The sequence below is a fragment of the Catenulispora yoronensis genome (assembly GCF_039531695.1).
GTDB lineage: Bacteria > Actinomycetota > Actinomycetes > Streptomycetales > Catenulisporaceae > Catenulispora > Catenulispora yoronensis.
In genome coordinates, this window is sequence record NZ_BAAAQN010000058.1 from 12,092 (window position 1) to 27,171 (window position 15,080).

At 72.6% G+C, this 15,080-nt stretch carries 12 protein-coding genes and 1 pseudogene; 5 read left to right on the plus strand and 8 right to left on the minus strand.

Going from position 1 to position 15,080, the window contains the following annotated elements:
* Window positions 1-17 precede the first annotated feature (17 nt).
* From cydB to ABD481_RS35580, 3 genes and pseudogenes are all read left to right on the plus strand, one after another.
* Window positions 18-1,019, plus strand: a complete 1,002-nt coding sequence (gene cydB / locus ABD481_RS35570) for a cytochrome d ubiquinol oxidase subunit II (RefSeq protein ID WP_344670243.1) — start codon at window positions 18-20, stop codon at window positions 1,017-1,019.
* Window positions 1,019-4,788, plus strand: a pseudogene (cydD, locus tag ABD481_RS35575) (thiol reductant ABC exporter subunit CydD). Before cydB ends, cydD begins: the two are co-directional and overlap by 1 nt.
* Window positions 4,785-5,162 (plus strand): thioesterase family protein, encoded by a 378-nt coding sequence (locus tag ABD481_RS35580; RefSeq protein WP_344670244.1) that lies wholly within the window; start codon window positions 4,785-4,787, stop codon window positions 5,160-5,162. Before cydD ends, ABD481_RS35580 begins: the two are co-directional and overlap by 4 nt.
* A 60-nt stretch (window positions 5,163-5,222) precedes the next feature.
* Here ABD481_RS35580 and ABD481_RS35585 read toward each other — a convergent pair whose 3' ends face one another.
* From ABD481_RS35585 to ABD481_RS35610, 5 genes are all read right to left on the minus strand, one after another.
* Window positions 5,223-6,053, minus strand: coding sequence for a class I SAM-dependent methyltransferase (locus ABD481_RS35585; protein ID WP_344670245.1), 831 nt, complete (start codon window positions 6,051-6,053; stop codon window positions 5,223-5,225).
* Between the two features lie 63 nt (window positions 6,054-6,116).
* Window positions 6,117-6,776, minus strand: a complete 660-nt coding sequence (locus ABD481_RS35590) for a hypothetical protein (RefSeq protein WP_425559372.1) — start codon at window positions 6,774-6,776, stop codon at window positions 6,117-6,119.
* Between the two features lie 20 nt (window positions 6,777-6,796).
* Window positions 6,797-8,389 (minus strand): acetolactate synthase, encoded by a 1,593-nt coding sequence (locus ABD481_RS35600; protein ID WP_425559374.1) that lies wholly within the window; start codon window positions 8,387-8,389, stop codon window positions 6,797-6,799.
* Window positions 8,390-8,583: 194 nt separating this feature from the next.
* On the minus strand, window positions 8,584-9,306 hold the full coding sequence (locus ABD481_RS35605) for a GNAT family N-acetyltransferase (RefSeq protein WP_344670248.1): 723 nt from the start codon (window positions 9,304-9,306) through the stop codon (window positions 8,584-8,586).
* A gap of 56 nt (window positions 9,307-9,362) precedes the next feature.
* Window positions 9,363-10,373, minus strand: coding sequence for an aldo/keto reductase (locus ABD481_RS35610; RefSeq protein WP_344670294.1), 1,011 nt, complete (start codon window positions 10,371-10,373; stop codon window positions 9,363-9,365).
* A gap of 194 nt (window positions 10,374-10,567) precedes the next feature.
* Between ABD481_RS35610 and ABD481_RS35615 the strand changes: the two genes are divergently transcribed.
* Both ABD481_RS35615 and ABD481_RS35620 read left to right on the plus strand, forming a co-directional pair.
* Entirely contained in the window at window positions 10,568-11,434 is an 867-nt protein-coding gene (locus tag ABD481_RS35615) for a helix-turn-helix transcriptional regulator (protein WP_344670249.1), read from the plus strand.
* 14 nt (window positions 11,435-11,448) lie between these two features.
* Window positions 11,449-11,949, plus strand: coding sequence for a hypothetical protein (locus ABD481_RS35620; RefSeq protein ID WP_344670250.1), 501 nt, complete (start codon window positions 11,449-11,451; stop codon window positions 11,947-11,949).
* A 95-nt stretch (window positions 11,950-12,044) separates the two neighbouring features.
* Here ABD481_RS35620 and bioB read toward each other — a convergent pair whose 3' ends face one another.
* The 3 genes from bioB to ABD481_RS35635 form a co-directional block, all read right to left on the minus strand.
* Window positions 12,045-13,052 carry a biotin synthase BioB gene (gene bioB, locus ABD481_RS35625; RefSeq protein WP_344670251.1) on the minus strand — a complete coding sequence of 336 codons (1,008 nt, stop codon included), beginning with the start codon at window positions 13,050-13,052 and terminating at the stop codon, window positions 12,045-12,047.
* 6 nt (window positions 13,053-13,058) lie between these two features.
* Window positions 13,059-13,787 carry a dethiobiotin synthase gene (gene bioD, locus ABD481_RS35630; protein ID WP_344670252.1) on the minus strand — a complete coding sequence of 243 codons (729 nt, stop codon included), beginning with the start codon at window positions 13,785-13,787 and terminating at the stop codon, window positions 13,059-13,061.
* A 103-nt stretch (window positions 13,788-13,890) separates the two neighbouring features.
* Window positions 13,891-14,676, minus strand: a complete 786-nt coding sequence (locus ABD481_RS35635) for a GntR family transcriptional regulator (protein ID WP_344670253.1) — start codon at window positions 14,674-14,676, stop codon at window positions 13,891-13,893.
* Between the last annotated feature and the right edge of the window lie 404 nt (window positions 14,677-15,080).

The window sequence follows — 15,080 nt, forward strand, 5'->3', positions numbered from 1 at the left end:
ACGAGGAAGGGACGGCCGTGAGCCTTCAGAACTTCTGGTACCTGCTGATCGCGGTGCTGTGGATCGGCTATTTCTTCCTGGAGGGCTTCGACTTCGGCGTCGGGATGCTGACCAAGTTCCTGGCCCGCGACGAGGTGAACCGTCGTGTGCTGATCAACACCATCGGCCCGGTGTGGGACGGCAACGAGGTGTGGGTGATCACCGCGATCGGCGCCACCTTCGCGGCCTTCCCGAACTGGTACGCCACTCTGCTGTCCGGCTTCTACGTGCCGATGCTGCTGATTCTGCTGCTGCTGATCGTGCGCAACATCGCCTTCGAGTACCGGGGCAAGTCCGACGCCCGCTACCGGCCGGTGTGGGACTGGTGCCTGTTCCTCGGCTCGCTGCTGCCGCCGGTGCTGTGGGGGCTGGTGTTCGGCTGCATGTTCTCCGGCACCAAGATCCGCGACGACATGAACTTCCACGGTCGGATGTCGGACTTCCTGACCACCTTCGACGGCATCGTCGGGGCGCTGGCCTTCGTGGTCCTGTTCCTGGCGCACGGCGCGGTCTACACCGGGCTGAAGACCGTCGGCCCGATCCGGGACGGGGCCCGGCGGATCGCGGTGCCGGCGGCGCTGGTCGGCGTGCTGCTGGTCGGGCTGCTGCTGTTCCGGGTGAACCACCGCTGGGGCGGGGCGCTGTCCTGGACGGTGGCGGCGGTGCCGGTGCTCGCGCTGCTGGCGTGCGCGGCGCTGACCCGGGCCGGGCGCGACGGCTGGGCGTTCGTGCTGTCCGGGGCGGCGGTGGCGACGATGGTGGCGTCGATGTTCATCGCGATGTTCCCGATCGTGATGCCCTCCTCGCTGAACCCGGAGTGGTCGCTGACGGTGCACTCGGCCTCGTCCTCGCACTACACGCTGACCGTGATGACGGTGGTGGCGTGCGTGTTCACGCCGATCGTGCTGCTGTATCAGGGCTGGACGTACTGGGTGTTCCGCAAGCGGATCGGGGTCCGGAACATCCCGGCGGCGCACTGATGCTCGATCGGCGGTTGGCGCGGCACGCGCGGGCCGTGCGGCCGTGGGTGGCGGCGTGCGCGGCGCTGGGCACGCTGGCGGCGGTGGCGGTGATCGGGCAGGCGTGGGCGCTCGCGGCGCTGATCGTGGCCGGGTTCCAGCGCGGCGCGGCGCCGTCGGCGCTGTGGGGGCCGCTGACGTGGCTGGCGGTCTGCGTCACCGCGCGGGCGGCGATCGCCTGGGCGACGGAGGCGGCGGCGTTCCGCGCGGCGGCGTCGGTGAAGTCGGAGCTGCGCGGGCGACTGGCGGCGCACGCGCTGGCGCTGGGGCCGCAATGGCTGGCCGACCGCCGGACGGCGGCGCTGGTGACCCTGGCGACGCGGGGCGTGGACGCGCTGGACGGCTACTTCGCGCGCTACCTGCCGCAGGTGGTGCTGTCGGTGACGGTCCCGGCGGCGGTGCTGGCGGTGCTGTTCGGCGCGGACTGGGAATCAGGGCTCATCGTCCTGGTGACCCTGCCGCTGATCCCGCTGTTCCTGGCCCTGGTGGGACTGGCGACGCGGGCCCAGGTGGAGCGGCAGCGGCGGACGCTGGACGTGCTGGCCGGACACTTCCTGGACGTGGTGGCGGGGCTGCCGGACCTGCTGGTGTTCGGGCGGGCCCGGGCCCAGGCCGCCGCGATCCGCCGGGCGACCGACCGGAACCGCGCGGCGACCCTGCGCACGCTCCGGCTGGCGTTCCTGTCCTCGCTGGTGCTGGAACTGGCCTCGACCATCTCGGTGGCCATGGTCGCGGTCGGCATCGGCCTGCGCCTGGTGTCCGGAACGCTGGACCTGCGCACCGGCCTGCTGGTGCTGATCCTGGCGCCGGAGGCGTACTGGCCGCTGCGGCAGGCGGGGGCGTTCTACCACGCGAGCGCCGAGGGGAAGGCGGCGACGGAGGAGGCGCTGGAGGTGCTGGCGACGGCGCCGCCGATGCCGGCCCAGCGCTCCGCGGGATCCGGCATCACCATCAGGGACCTGACGGTCCGGTACCCGGACCGCACCGAGCCGGCGCTGACCGCCTTCTCGCTGACCGTCGCCCCTGGCGAATGCGTGGCCCTGGTCGGCGCCTCGGGCGCGGGGAAGTCGACGGTGCTGAAGGCCCTGCTCGGCTTCGCGGCCCCGGAGTCGGGGACCGCCGCCGCCGGCGGAGCCGTCGCCTGGCTGCCGCAGCACCCGCACCTGTTCGCGGGCACGGTGGCCGACAACGTGCGCCTGGCCCGCCCCGACGCGACGGACGCCCAGGTCTGGTCCGCACTGCGCGCGGCCTCGGCGGCGGAGTTCGTGGCCGCGCTGCCCGGCGGCCTGTCGGCACCGCTCGGCGAACGCGGCCACGGACTCTCAGCAGGCCAACGGCAACGCCTGGGACTGGCACGAGTCTTCCTCGCCGACCGCCCGGTGGTACTCCTCGACGAACCGACGGCGGCCCTCGACGCGGCCGCGGAGGCGGAGGTCGTGGCGAGCGTGCGGCGGCTGGTCGCGGGGCGGACGGCGATCGTGGTGGCGCATCGGGCGGCTTTGGTGGGGGTGGCGGACCGGGTGGTGGTTGTGGGGGGGGTGGGAGTGGTGCGGATGGGTGGGGGTCGCTGGTGCTTGGCGCGGAAAACGGTGCTCGGCAAAGCGTGGCGGTAGGCGATCGGGGTGGCGCGGACGATTTCGAATCGCTCGCGGTCGGTGCTGGCCAAGGCGTGGCAGTGGGCGAGCTGGATGGTGCGAACGATGGGGAGTCGCTCGCGGTCGGTGCCGGCCAGGGCGTGGCGGTGGGCGGGCTGGATGGTGCGAATGGTTGGGAGTCGCTCGCGGTCGGCGAGTTGGGTGGTGCGAGCGGCTCGGTGATGCTCGCGCTTGGTGGAAGCGGTGCCAGCCAAGGTCTGGTGGTGGGCGAGCTGGATGGTGCGAGTGGCTCGGTAGCACTTGCGCTAGGTGCTGAGGGTGGAAGCGGTGGCGGCCAAGCCATGCCAGCGCACGATGCGGTCAAGGAGTCGGCGGAGATCGGGAGCGCGTCGGAGTCGAGCGATTTCGAAGTCGGCCCTGCGGTGTCCCGCCCGCCGGTCGCGCGCTTGGCGCTCGCCGCCATGCTCGGCGCCCTGGCCCTCGGTTCGGCGGCCGGTCTGGCGGCGACCTCGGCGTGGCTCATCTCGCGGGCGTCGCAGCAGCCGCCGATTCTGGTGCTGATGGTGGCCATCACCGGGGTGCGGGCTTTGGGCATCGGTCGCGCGGTGTTCCGCTATGCGGAGCGGTTGGTGGCGCACGATGCCGCGTTCCGGGTTCTCGCCGGGTTGCGGGTGCGGACCTACGAGCGGCTGGCGCGGCAGGCGCCGGGGCGGCGGCGCGGCGATCTGTTGTCGCGGTTCGTGGCCGATGTCGATGCTGTGCAGGATCGCTATGTCCGCTTTCTGATTCCGGCGCTCTCGGCGGTGGTTGTGGGGGTCGGGGCCACGCTGGCGCTCGCTGCCGCGTTGCCTGCCGCCGCCGTGGTGACCGGGTGCGGGCTGGTCGCGTCCGGTGTGGTGATTCCTGTGGTGGCGTCGGGGGTTTCGCGGCGTGCGGATGCCGCGGTGGCTCCGGGGAGGGGGCGCCTCGCGACCGAGTTCCACGAGTTGCTGCGCGGCGCGCCCGACCTCATCGCCGCGGATGCCGTCCAGAGCCGCCTGGCGCGCCTCCAGGAGGCCGACAGGGCCCTTACCGATGCGGAGCGGCGTTCGGCCGCTGCGAGGGCTCTGGGCGCCGCTCTCGCGGTCCTGGCGACCGGCGCCACGGTGTGGGCCGCCGCGTTCGTGGGCCTGCAAGCCGTGCATTCCAAGGCGATGGACGGCTTGTTGCTCGCAGTCGTCGTCCTGACACCGTTGGCGATCTTCGAAGCGACGGCCGGTATGCCCCAAGCGCTCCAGTTTCGTTGCCGGGCGCGGGCGGCCGAGCGGCGGGTGCGGGAGGTTCTCGACGCGCCCGACGCGGTGACGGAGCCCGAGCACCCCCTGCCGCTTCCGGTTCCCGTTCCCGTTCCGCATACGGCGGGAGGGCCGCAGTGGGCTCCCGCCGTCGTCGTCGAAGACCTCGAAGTCACTTGGCCGGGCCGCGCGGTCCCGGCGCTCCAGGGCCTCGATCTCGACCTGGCCCCCGGCCGCAAGGTCGCCGTCGTCGGGCCCAGCGGTTCGGGCAAGACCACCCTCGTCAACGCCCTGCTCCGCTTCGTCGAGCCCGGCGGTGGCCGGATCGTCCTCGCCGGGGTGCCCACGACCGCCCTGGCCGCCGACGACGTCCGCCGCGTCATCGGCCTGTGCGCCCAGGACGCCCACGTCTTCGACAGCACCCTGCGCGAGAACCTGCGCCTGGCTCGCCCCGACGCCACCGACCGCGACCTCGAAGCCGCCCTGGCCGACGCCCGCCTCGCCGAGTGGGTCCGCACCCTGCCCGACGGCCTCGACACCTTCGTCGGCGAGCACGGCGCCCGGCTCTCCGGCGGGCAGCACCGCCGCCTGGCGCTGGCCCGCGCGCTGCTCGCCGGCTTCCCGGTGCTGCTGCTCGACGAGCCCACCGAGCACCTCGACCCGCCGACCGCCGACGCGCTGCTGCGCGACCTGCTCGCGCTCCCGCAGACCGTGCTGCTGGTGACCCACCGCCTCGCCGGGCTGGAGGACGTCGACGAGATCGTGGTCCTGGACGCCGGCCGCGTGGTCGAGCGCGGCACCTGGGACGAGCTCATGCGCGGCCGGGGCGTCTTCCACAGCCTGTGTAGTGTCTACGCGTGACCGACGATCAGACCCCGAGTGCCCGGATCATCCTGCCCGTCACCCCCGCCGACACCGCCCAGGCGGTCGGCTCCGGCGACCTGCCGGTCCTCGGCACGCCGCGCCTGATCGCCCTGGCCGAGCAGGCGACGGTGGCCGCCGCCGTGGGTCTGCTGGCGCCGGGCCAGACCACGGTCGGCACCCGCGTCCGCTTCGACCACCTCTACCCGACGCCGGTCGGCGGGACCGTCACCGCCGCCGCCGAGCTCGCGCACCGTGACGACCGCCTCCTGCGCTTCACGGTGGCCGCGCACGACGGCGACGGCCGCCTGGTCGGCGAGGGCGAGATCACCCGGGTGATCGTCGACGCGCAGCGGTTCATGGCCAAGCTGTAGCTAACGCGAACGCAAACGTGGCTACGCCGGCAGTGTGTACGGCGCTCGCAGACCCCTGACTCAGCCCGCTGCCTTCGACGCCCGCAGCGAGTACATCAACGGCACGCGCGGATGCCCCTCCGGCATCCACAGGAAGCCGTCCCGCTCCTCCAGCACGTCGTACCGCTTGAACATCGTCATCTCGTGCTCGGTCAGGAACTCCAGCCGCAGCCCGGCCTTGATCACGGCGCTGACGATCTCCCCGAGCCCGTGGTCGAACTGCACCGTGACGTTCTGCTCCGTCTCCGCCTCGAAATCCGCGTACGTCCCCGGCTCGTCCCACACCTGCGGCGACCGGTCGAAGTAGTCGTACTCGACCGTCAGCCCGTCGGGCTTCAGCGTGTTGCCGAACGGGTGGAACTCCGCCAGATACAGGAACCCGCCCGGCCGTACGAGGGCCGCCATCACCCGGGCCCAGCGCTCGACGTCCGGCAGCCAGCACAACGCGCCCAGGCCGGTGTAGACGATGTCGAACTGCTCCCCGTCCAGCGCCTCGACCGCGTCGTAGACGTTCGCCGCCACCCACCGCGAGTCCTCGACGCCGATCCGCTCCGCGAGCCCGGCGGCCGTGTCGAGCGCCGGCCGGGAGAAGTCCAGACCGGTGACCGACGCCCCGTGCCGGGCCCAGCCCAGCGTCTCGGTCCCGATGTGGCACTGCGGGTGCACCAGCCGCTTGCCGCGCACGTCGCCGACCTCCGCCAGCGCGAACGCGGGCACCGTCTCACGGCCGGCGACGAAGCCGGGCAGGTCGTAGAAGGCGCCGGCGGCGTGGATCGGGACGCGCTCGTCCCAGTTGGCGCGGTTGTGGTCGAGCCAGTTCGCGGGGTCCGGCGCGGTCGGGGCGGGGCTCATGCGCCCGACGCTAGTTCCGGTCCGCAGCCCGCGGCCACTGGTTTTGCCGCCCTGCCGCCGTTCTCACCCGTATTGCGTAGACCGCGGATCGGGCCGGTCCAGGTTCCAGTGCCGTCCGGTCCCGGCGATCCAGTCCGAACCGCCGTTCCCGTCGCCGCGCGGCCGCAGGATGAAGCGGCTGATGCTGCTCTGCCCGCCGTCGTGGTCGCTGTACAGCACCTCCACGCTGAACGCCCGCCGCTCCTTGACCGCCGCCGCCAACCCCGCGTAGCGCGGGTCGTCGGCGTCGCGCAGGGCCGCGTGCCAGTACCCGACGTCGTGCGCCGGGATGTACAGGTCGCGGATCATCCGGCGGTGCTCGCCCGGCGGGGTGTGGGCGTCCTCGGCGTTGCGGCGCTCGGAGTGGACGTCCCAGCCCTGGAGCACGGCCAGCCCGGTGCCGACGTTGCGGACCGACACCGCCAGGTAGATGTTGCCGTTCACGATCTCCGCGTAGCCGTGGCCGCCGGGCACCAGGGCCCAGTGGTCGTCGGCCCAGAAGACCTTCTCGTCGCGGTCGCCGAGCCGGGAGGTCAGCAGCACCGGCCGCAGGCCCACCTGGACCGCGCGCTCGGCCGCGGCCGCGGCGCGGGAGGCGGCTCGGACCGAGGAGAGCGTGGCCGCCGCCAGGACCACGGTGGTCCCGGCGGTGGCCAGCGAGGCTATGGTCACCCAGTCAGTCACGAGCCTGGAGACTACGGGAGTTACAGCCCCGTGGTCGATCGCGGATAGGCGATGCCCTGGTCGGTGGCGACGTTGACCAGGTAGGGCACTCCGGAGGCGAAGGCGCGGTCCAGTGCCGGGCCGATCCCGCGCGGGTCTGTGACGAGTTCCCCGCCGCCGCCGAGCGCCCGCACCACGTTGTCGTAGCGGGCCTCGGGGTTCAGGTCGGCGGCGACGTCGTACCCGTACAAAGCCTGCATCGGGTGCTTCTCCAGGCCCCAGCACGCGTTGTTGCCGACCACCATCACCACCGGCAGCCGGTGCCGCACCAGCGTGTCCACGTCCATCAGCGAGAAGCCGGCCGCGCCGTCGCCGAACAGCAGCACCACCTGCGACGACGGCCGGGCCAGCCGGGCCGCGATCGCGTAACCCAGGCCGGTGCCCAGACAGCCGTAGGGGCCCGGGTCCAGCCAGCAGCCCGGCCGCGCGGGCTCCACGAACCGGCCGGCCCAGGACACGAAGTCGCCGCCGTCGCCGATCACCACGGCGTCGTCGGCCAGGCGCGGCAGGAGTTCGCCGTAGATGCGTGCCGGGTGGATCGGGTCGGAGGCGGCGGTGAGCAGGTCGGTGTCGGTGGCGACGGCGGCCGCGGCCCGGTCCCGCAGGGTGCTGAGCCAGTCCGCGTAGGCGCCGGGCTTGGCCGCGCCGCGCCAGGACTCGGCGATGCCGGTGAAGGCCGCCGCCAGGTCGCCCGCCGCGCCGCCGGCCAGTCCCAGATGGGTGCTGAGCTGCTCCGGGGAGTCGGCCAGGTGCACGACCGGCGCCAGCGGATTCCCGTCCCGGCCGCCGAACAGGCCGTAGCCGAGGCGGAAGTCCAGCGGGGTGCCGGCCACGATCACCAGGTCCGCGCCGCCGAACGCGGCCGAGCGGGCGCGGGTGACCAGCTGGCGGTGGCCGCGCGGCAGGATGCCGCGGCCCATGCCGTTGGTGATGACCGGGACGCCGGTCTCCTCGGCGAAGGCCAGGGCGGCGGATTCGGCGCCGTCCATCCAGACGTCGGACCCGATGACCAGGACCGGTTTGGCGGCGCGGGCCAGCAGGGTGCCGATGGCGGCCAGCGACTCGGGGTCGGGCGCGACGGAGCGGCCGGAGGCCGCGGTCGGGGCGGGCGGGAGCGGTTTGGCGTCCACGTCGAACGCGGCTTCCAGGGAGAGGTCGAGGAAGACCGGACCGCGGTGCGGCGCGTCGGCGAGGGTGAAGGCGTCGTCGAGGTCCGCGGCGAGCGTCGCGGTGGTGTGGACGGTCGCCGAGTGCTTCGTCACCGGGGCCAGGAGCGGAGGGTGGTCGAGTTCCTGGAGGGCGCCCTTGCCCCAGTTGGAGTCTGCGGCGCGGCCGCCGAGCACGAGCAGCGGCGAGCCGTTGAAGTGCGCCGTGGTGACGGCGGAGACGCCGTTGGTGATGCCGGGACCGGCGGTGAGCACGGCCAGGCCGGGGCAGCGGGTCAGCTTGGCGGTGGCTTCGGCGGCGAACACCGCGGTCTGCTCGTGGCGCACGTCCAGGATCGGCATCGGCGGGTCGGCCTTCACGGCGCCGTCGTAGAGCGGGAAGACGTGTCCGCCGGAGAGCGTGAACATGGTGCGGACGCCGTGAGCGCGGGCGATCTCGACGGCGATCTGGCCGCCGTGCAGCGGGGTGGGGGCGGAGTCGGGGTGCTGCGGCTCGGTCACGGCGTCACCTGCTGGGGTCGGCGGGGCGGCTAAGTTACGAGTCAGTAGCTTTCCGGCCGAGGATGCCTTTAGCAAGGGTCGGGCGGGGCGGAGTCGCGGTTTCAGCCGGTGAAGTCGATCCGCATGACGCGTCGGCGCGGCGTCGGCGCGCTCACCTCCGTGAAGCCGCAGTCCTCGTAGACGCTCTGCGCGCCGACGAACAACTCGCCCCAGACGATCTCCTTGCCGGGCACGGTCACCAGCGCGTAGCCCTCCACGGCGCGGGCTCCGTGCTCGCGGGCGTAATCGACGGCGGCGGCGGTCAGGGCGCGGCTCACGCCCCGGCGCCGGAAGCCGGTGCGGACCACGAAGCAGGTGACGGCCCAGACGGCCGGGTCGTCGGGGTCCTCGTCGCGGCCGGTCCACGGGATTCTCAGCTTCGGCAGGCGCGGGTATTCGGGGCGGGGCTCGACCGCGCACCAGCCGACGGGTTCCTCGCCGAGGTAGGCGACCAGGCCGGTGGTGTCCGCGTCGGGGTCGCCGCAGTGGGTCTGGCTCCGGAACAGCGCTTCGCGGTCCCGCCTCGGCGTGGCCCGCCATTCCTTGGCCAGGAGCTTGAACCACTGGCATTGGCAGTCGTGCGGTGTGCCGCGGTCGCCGAAGACGGTGCGGAGGTCGTCCCAGGGGGCCTGATTGGCGGGGATGACGGTGACCGGGACCGGGTCGGTGGCCGACGCGGAAGCCTTGGCTGCTGCGGAAGCCTTGGCCGCCGCGGAGGCATCGGCCGGGCCGGAAGCGGTGGCCGACGCTGAGGTGGACGTGGTCTTCGGTGCGGCGTCCGTCATAGGCGCACGATAGACCCGGCCGCGCGGGCGGCCGGGTTCCGGGTGCTCCGGGCGGGTCACGGCGTGGCGGGACCGACCCCGGCGCCGGTGGCCTTGACGGCGTCGGCGATCTCGGCCAGGTCCGGCGCGGTCAGGCGCAGCGAGCCGGCCCGCAGCCAGCCGTCGACCTGGGCCGCGGTCCGCGCGCCGACGATCGCGCCGGTGACGCCGGGCCACGCCAGCGTCCAGGCGATCGCCACCTCGGCCACGCTCGCGCCGTGCCGGACCGCGATCGGCCGGAGCGCCTCGGCCAGCCGGAGGTTCGCGGACAGGCCGGAGGTGAAGTCCGGCGCGGTGCGGCGCCAGTCGCCCTCGGCCAGGTTCGCGGCGCGGTCGGCGGAGAAGGTGCCGGTGAGCAGACCGGATTGCAGGGGCGAGTAGACGATGACGCCGGTGCCGTGCTCATGGGCCCAGGCGATGTCGGCGGCGGCCGAGCGGTTGATCGCGGAGAACGGCGGCTGGATGGCTTCGACGTGGGCGATGCGCTCCGCGGGGGTCATCAGGTCGGGGCCGTGGTTGGACAGGGCGATGGCGCGGACCTTGCCCTCGGCCTTGAGGTCGGCCATGAGCTGCCAGTACTCGTCGAGCGGGGTCTGGTTCGGGGAGACCGTGCCGTCGCCTTCCTCGCCGTAGACGAAGGCCTCTCCGGTGTCGGGCCAGTGCACCTGGTAGAGGTCGATGCGCTCGACGCCCAGGCGGCGCAGCGAGCCCTCGATCTCGCGGCGGACGCTCGCGGGGTTCATGGTGCGGACCGGAGGCTGCCCCGGGGCGTCCGGGTCGCCGACGAGCCCTACTTTCGTGAAGACGTAAGGCTTGTCGGCGTCGGAGTAGGCGGCTATCGCCTTGCCGACGAGTTCCTCGGAGTGGCCGAGGCCGTAGTAGGCGGCGGTGTCTATCCAGTTGATGCCGGAGTCGACGGCGTGGCGCATGGCGGCGACGGAGTCGGCGTCGTCGGTGCTGCCCCAGCTGTAGGCCCAGCCGCTGCCGGCGACGGCCCAGGAGCCGAAGCCGGTGCGCGTGATGTGCATGTCGGTGGTGCCGAGACGAGCCGTGTCCAGAGGAGCCGTGTCCAGTGCGGTGGTGCCATGGTTGGTGGCGGGGCTTTCGAGGGGGTTCGCGTTCGTCATGACCACCACGATCCGCGCTGCGCGCGCGGGTACCCAGGAGCATGTGTTGCCTAGGCACGGGATGACCAGGATGCATCGAGGCGTTGGGGAGGATCGTGACCATCGACAGGCGCGCGGAGTTGGGTGAGTTCCTGCGATCACGGAGAGGCCGGCTGAACCCGGCGGAGCTGGGGCTGCCGGACTACGGCGGGCGGCGTCGGGTACCGGGGCTGCGGCGTGAGGAGCTGGCGCTGCTCGCCGGGGTGAGCGTGGACCATTATGTGCGGCTGGAGCAGGGGCGGACGCTTCAGTTCTCGGAAGAGGTGCTGGACGCGGTGGCCAGGGCTCTGCGGTTGGACGCCACGGAGCGGGAGCACCTGTACCGGTTGGCCCGGCCGTATCAGGGATCCGCGGATCAGGGGCCGGGCCAGGGCGGCCTGGAGGCCCAGCGGGTGCGGCCGGGGTTGCAGCGGCTGTTGGACGCCGCGGGGGACGTGCCGGCGTACGTGGTCGGGCTGGGGACCGATGTCCTGGGATGGAACCAGCTGGCGGCGGCGCTGTTGACGGATTTCGGGGCGCTGGCGCCGCGCGAACGGAACCTCGCGCGGCTGGTGTGCCACGACGAGGGGTTCCGGGCGCTGTTCGCCCGGCCGGAGATGAAGATGGCGGATATCGCCGCCTATCTGCGACTCGATGTGGGTCGGTACCCGTCGGACCCGTCACTGGGGGCGCTGGTCGAGGAACTGTGCGGGAATCCCGACTTCGCCGAGGTCTGGGCCCGCCACGATGTCCGGGACAAGACGCACGGCGGGTACATGTACCGGAACCCGGTGGTCGGCGAGATCTGGCTGGAGTACGAGACGTTCCGGGCGCCGGACGATCCGGATCAGGCCCTGGTCATGCACACGGCACCGGCGGGGTCCTCGTCGGAGGCGTCTTTGCAGCTGCTGGCGGGGTGGGCACGGACGGTGCGCGTCGGGTAGGCCAGGATGGGTGGATGAAGCGGCGCGGAGGCAGGGTTGCGGTGTGGGCCGGCGGTGGCGTCGTGGGCGTCGGGGTCGTGACGGCGGCGGTGGCGGTGGCGACCGCGCAGTGGTCGGACAGCGGCCCGGCGGTGGCCGATCCGGCAAAGATCTTCAGCCGTGTCGACGCCGCGGAACTGTTCGCGGAGTCGTCGCAGGGCACGGTCACGGGTGAGCAAGGAGTGCCGGCCGCCAACGAGTGGGTCGCGAGCGGCGGGGCGCGCGTCGACTACGCGTTCCAGGGCGGCGAGGACGCGCTGGCCGCTCGGAACGAGGTCACACAAGCCGGGTTCTTGAAGGCCCGGCATTTGGCGCACGGATCGATCGCCGAGTACGGAGTGCTTCCGGCCGGTTGCCGGCTGGAGCTGGTCCACGGGGGCGACCGGGTCAGCGTGAACGACTCCGACGTTCTCGGCGACGCCGACTGCTGGTCCTTGATGGACGGGTTGGCCATGAAGCTCGACGAGCGGTTCTGAGGAACGCCAGACCGGTGCTTCGCTGTCGGGGCGCCGCTGGGAGGCGCCGCCGGGGAAGGCCGGGACCCGGCCTTCCCCGACGACCGTCCCGGCCGTCACAGCGTCTTCGACAGCTCCTTGATCGGCATCTCCAGCTTCGTCAGCAGCGCCAGGTCCTCCTCCGGCGAGCGACCCAGCGTGGTCAGGTAGTTACCGACGATCACGGCGTTGATACCGCCCAGCAGCCCCTGCTCCGTGCCCAGGTCGCCGAGCGTGATCTCCCGGCCGCCCGCGTAGCGCAGGATCGTGCGGGGCAGCGCGAGGCGGAAGGCCGCGATGGTCTTCAGGGCCTCCTGGGCGCTCAGCGGCTCCATGTCGCCGAAGGGCGTGCCCGGGCGGGGGTTGAGGAAGTTCAGCGGGACCTCGTCGGGCTCCAGGGAGGCCAGCTGGGCGGCGAACTCCGCCCGCTGCTCCAGGGACTCGCCCATGCCGACGATGCCGCCGCAGCAGACCTCCATGCCGGCCGCGCGGACCATGGTCAGCGTGTCCCAGCGCTCCTCCCAGGTGTGGGTGGTCACCACGTTCGGGAAGTGCGAGCGGGCCGTCTCCAGGTTGTGGTTGTAGCGGTGGACGCCCATGTCGGCCAGGTCGTCGACCTGCTCCTGGGTCAGCATGCCGAGCGAGGCGGCGACCTGGATGTCGACCGCCTCCTGGATCGCCTTCACGCCTTCGCGCATCTGCTGCATCAGGCGGGCGTCGGGGCCGCGGACGGCGGCGACGATGCAGAACTCGGTCGCGCCGGTGGCCGCGGTCTGCCTCGCCGCCTCGACGAGCTCGGGGATGTTGAGCCAGGCCGCGCGGACCGGGGAGGGGAACAGGCCGGACTGCGAGCAGAAGTGGCAGTCCTCGGGGCAGCCGCCGGTCTTGACCGAGACGATGCCCTCGACCTCGACCTCCGGGCCGCACCACTTCTCGCGGACCTCGTGGGCCAGGTGCAGCAGCGCCGGCAGGGCCTGGTCGGGGAGGTTCAGGACCTGGAGCACCTGCTCCTCGGTCAGGCCTGTGCCCTCGTCCAGTACCTGGCTCCGGGCCGTGGTGAGGAGGTCGTGGTCCGTGGTGGTCATGGTCGTTCAGCCCGCCTTCCGAGGGTCCCAGGTCTGCCTGAATTGTGCCGGATCGAAGGTGCCGCCGAGGGCCGGGGCCAGACCGGCGCGGGAAACGAGCAGGAACTCGGCCGGATCCAGGGCGCCGGCCCCGGCCGGGAGGGCGCCGGCCAGCGGCCGGGCGCCGATCGTCTCCAGGTCGCGGATGTTGCTGCGCATGGCCAGGTCCGGGTCGTCCGGCCAGCTGCCCAGGACGATGCCGGCCAGGTCCAGGCCGCGCGCGGCCATCGCCTCCAGGGTCAGGGCCGCGATGTTCAACGTGCCCAGGTTCGGGTGGGCGACCAGCAGCACCGGGGCGGCCAGCGCGTGCGCCAGGTCGGCCAGGGTGGTGCCGTCCTCGTCGTGCCGGACCAGCAGGCCGCCGGCGCCCTCGACCAGCACCAGGCGGCGGGTCGCGGCCAGCTCCCGGATCCGGCGGACGGTGTCGTCCAGGTCCAGGGGCGCCAGGCCCGAGCGGCGGGCGGCCGCCGCCGGGGACAGCGGGTCCGGATAGCGCGCGTACTCGTGCAGATCGGCGACGCCGGCCAGGCGGCGGACCGCGGCCAGGTCGCCCGGCTCGTCCGGGGACACGCCGGTCTGCGCCGGCTTCACCACCGCCACCGACGCGCCGCGCGCGGCGGCCAGGGTGGCGACGGCGGCGGTCACGACGGTCTTGCCGACGTCGGTGTTGGTTCCGGTGACTACGACGATGGACACGCGCCGACTTTACGGGAGCGCGAGGGTCCCACCCGGCGAACGGCGGGGTGAGTTGGGACACCTCGGAGCCGGGTCCTGGGGCGGTCCGGCCTGCCGGATACGGCTAGTCCTCGGGTCGGTTCAGGCGGGCCACGAACTTGTAACGATCGCCGCGGTACACCGAGCGCACCCACTCCACCGGCTCGCCGCCGGTGTCGATGGAGTGCCGGGACAGCAGCAGCATGGGCAGGCCGGTGTCGGTGCCCAGCAGGCCCGCCTCGGTCGGGGTGGCCAGCGCGGTCTCGATCGTCTCCTCGGCCTCGGCCAGGTGCACCCCGTACTCCTCGGCCAGCGCCGTGTACAGCGAGCTGTAGCGGCCCAGGAGCTTGCGCAGGTTGGGAAAACGCTGCTGCGACAGGTGCGTGGTCTCGATCGCCATCGGCTCGCCGTTGGCCAGGCGCAGCCGGCTTATCCGCAGCACCTTGGCCGAGGCGCGGATGCCCAGGCGCTCGCCGAGTTCGACGCCGGCGGCGACGTATTCCATCTCCAGCAGCCGGGACGTCGGCTCCAGGCCTTGGGCCCGCATGTCCTCGGTGTACGAGGTCAGCTGCAGCGACTGCGCCACCTTCGGCTTGGCCACGAAGGTGCCCTTGCCCTGGATCCGCTCCAGGCGGCCCTCGACGACGAGCTCCGCCAACGCCTGGCGCACGGTGGTGCGCGAGGTGTCGAACTCGGTCGCCAGCAGGCGTTCCGGCGGGACCGGAGTCCCCGGCGGCATCGTTTGCGTCAGGTCCAGCAGGTGCTGCTTCAGGCGGTAGTACTTGGGCACCCGGACGGTTTCGAGCGCTGATTCCAGCGCCGGCGCCGCGGCGTGCGCCTCCAGCGCGATGTTCGCGGGTTCTGCGGTCATGGACGGCCCCTCCTCGTGGCCCAAAGTGCCATGGACCCGCGCGTGTGTCCAGCCGGACGATCTCGTCCCCCCGCGTTCCGAGCCTTTCTTCGGATACCGGCCTTTACCTGGGGCGGCGAGGCATCGATCAGGGCTGGTTGCGTCTTGGTAACGGCTTGGACAACCGGACCCGGAGAGTCTTGACGGTCCGATTGGTCTATGCCAGTCTCCGGACTGGTCTAAACCAATCGGGAACGGCGGGGAAACGCTTCAGGAGGCGCTTGCCCCCCGGTTCCGAACGCTCCACACGCCAACAGATCCATCAGACCGGTTCACACCGAATTATGACGCAGCACGCCGACGGCATCGCTCAGGGTTGCCGTGACGCGCGGTCGGTCTTGTGGATCGTCCAGATCCCTCACCCA

Coding starts and splice junctions, on each gene's coding strand:
- ABD481_RS35585 (WP_344670245.1), bottom strand. CDS start 6,053: ATGAGCCCCGCCCCGACCGCGCCGGACCCCGCGAACTGGCTCGACCAC.
- ABD481_RS35600 (WP_425559374.1), bottom strand. CDS start 8,389: ATGTTCACGCTCTCCGGCGGACACGTCTTCCCGCTCTACGACGGCGCC.
- ABD481_RS35605 (WP_344670248.1), bottom strand. CDS start 9,306: ATGACGGACGCCGCACCGAAGACCACGTCCACCTCAGCGTCGGCCACC.
- ABD481_RS35610 (WP_344670294.1), bottom strand. CDS start 10,373: ATGCACATCACGCGCACCGGCTTCGGCTCCTGGGCCGTCGCCGGCAGC.
- ABD481_RS35620 (WP_344670250.1), top strand. CDS start 11,449: ATGAAGCGGCGCGGAGGCAGGGTTGCGGTGTGGGCCGGCGGTGGCGTC.
- bioB (WP_344670251.1), bottom strand. CDS start 13,052: ATGACCACCACGGACCACGACCTCCTCACCACGGCCCGGAGCCAGGTA.
- ABD481_RS35635 (WP_344670253.1), bottom strand. CDS start 14,676: ATGACCGCAGAACCCGCGAACATCGCGCTGGAGGCGCACGCCGCGGCG.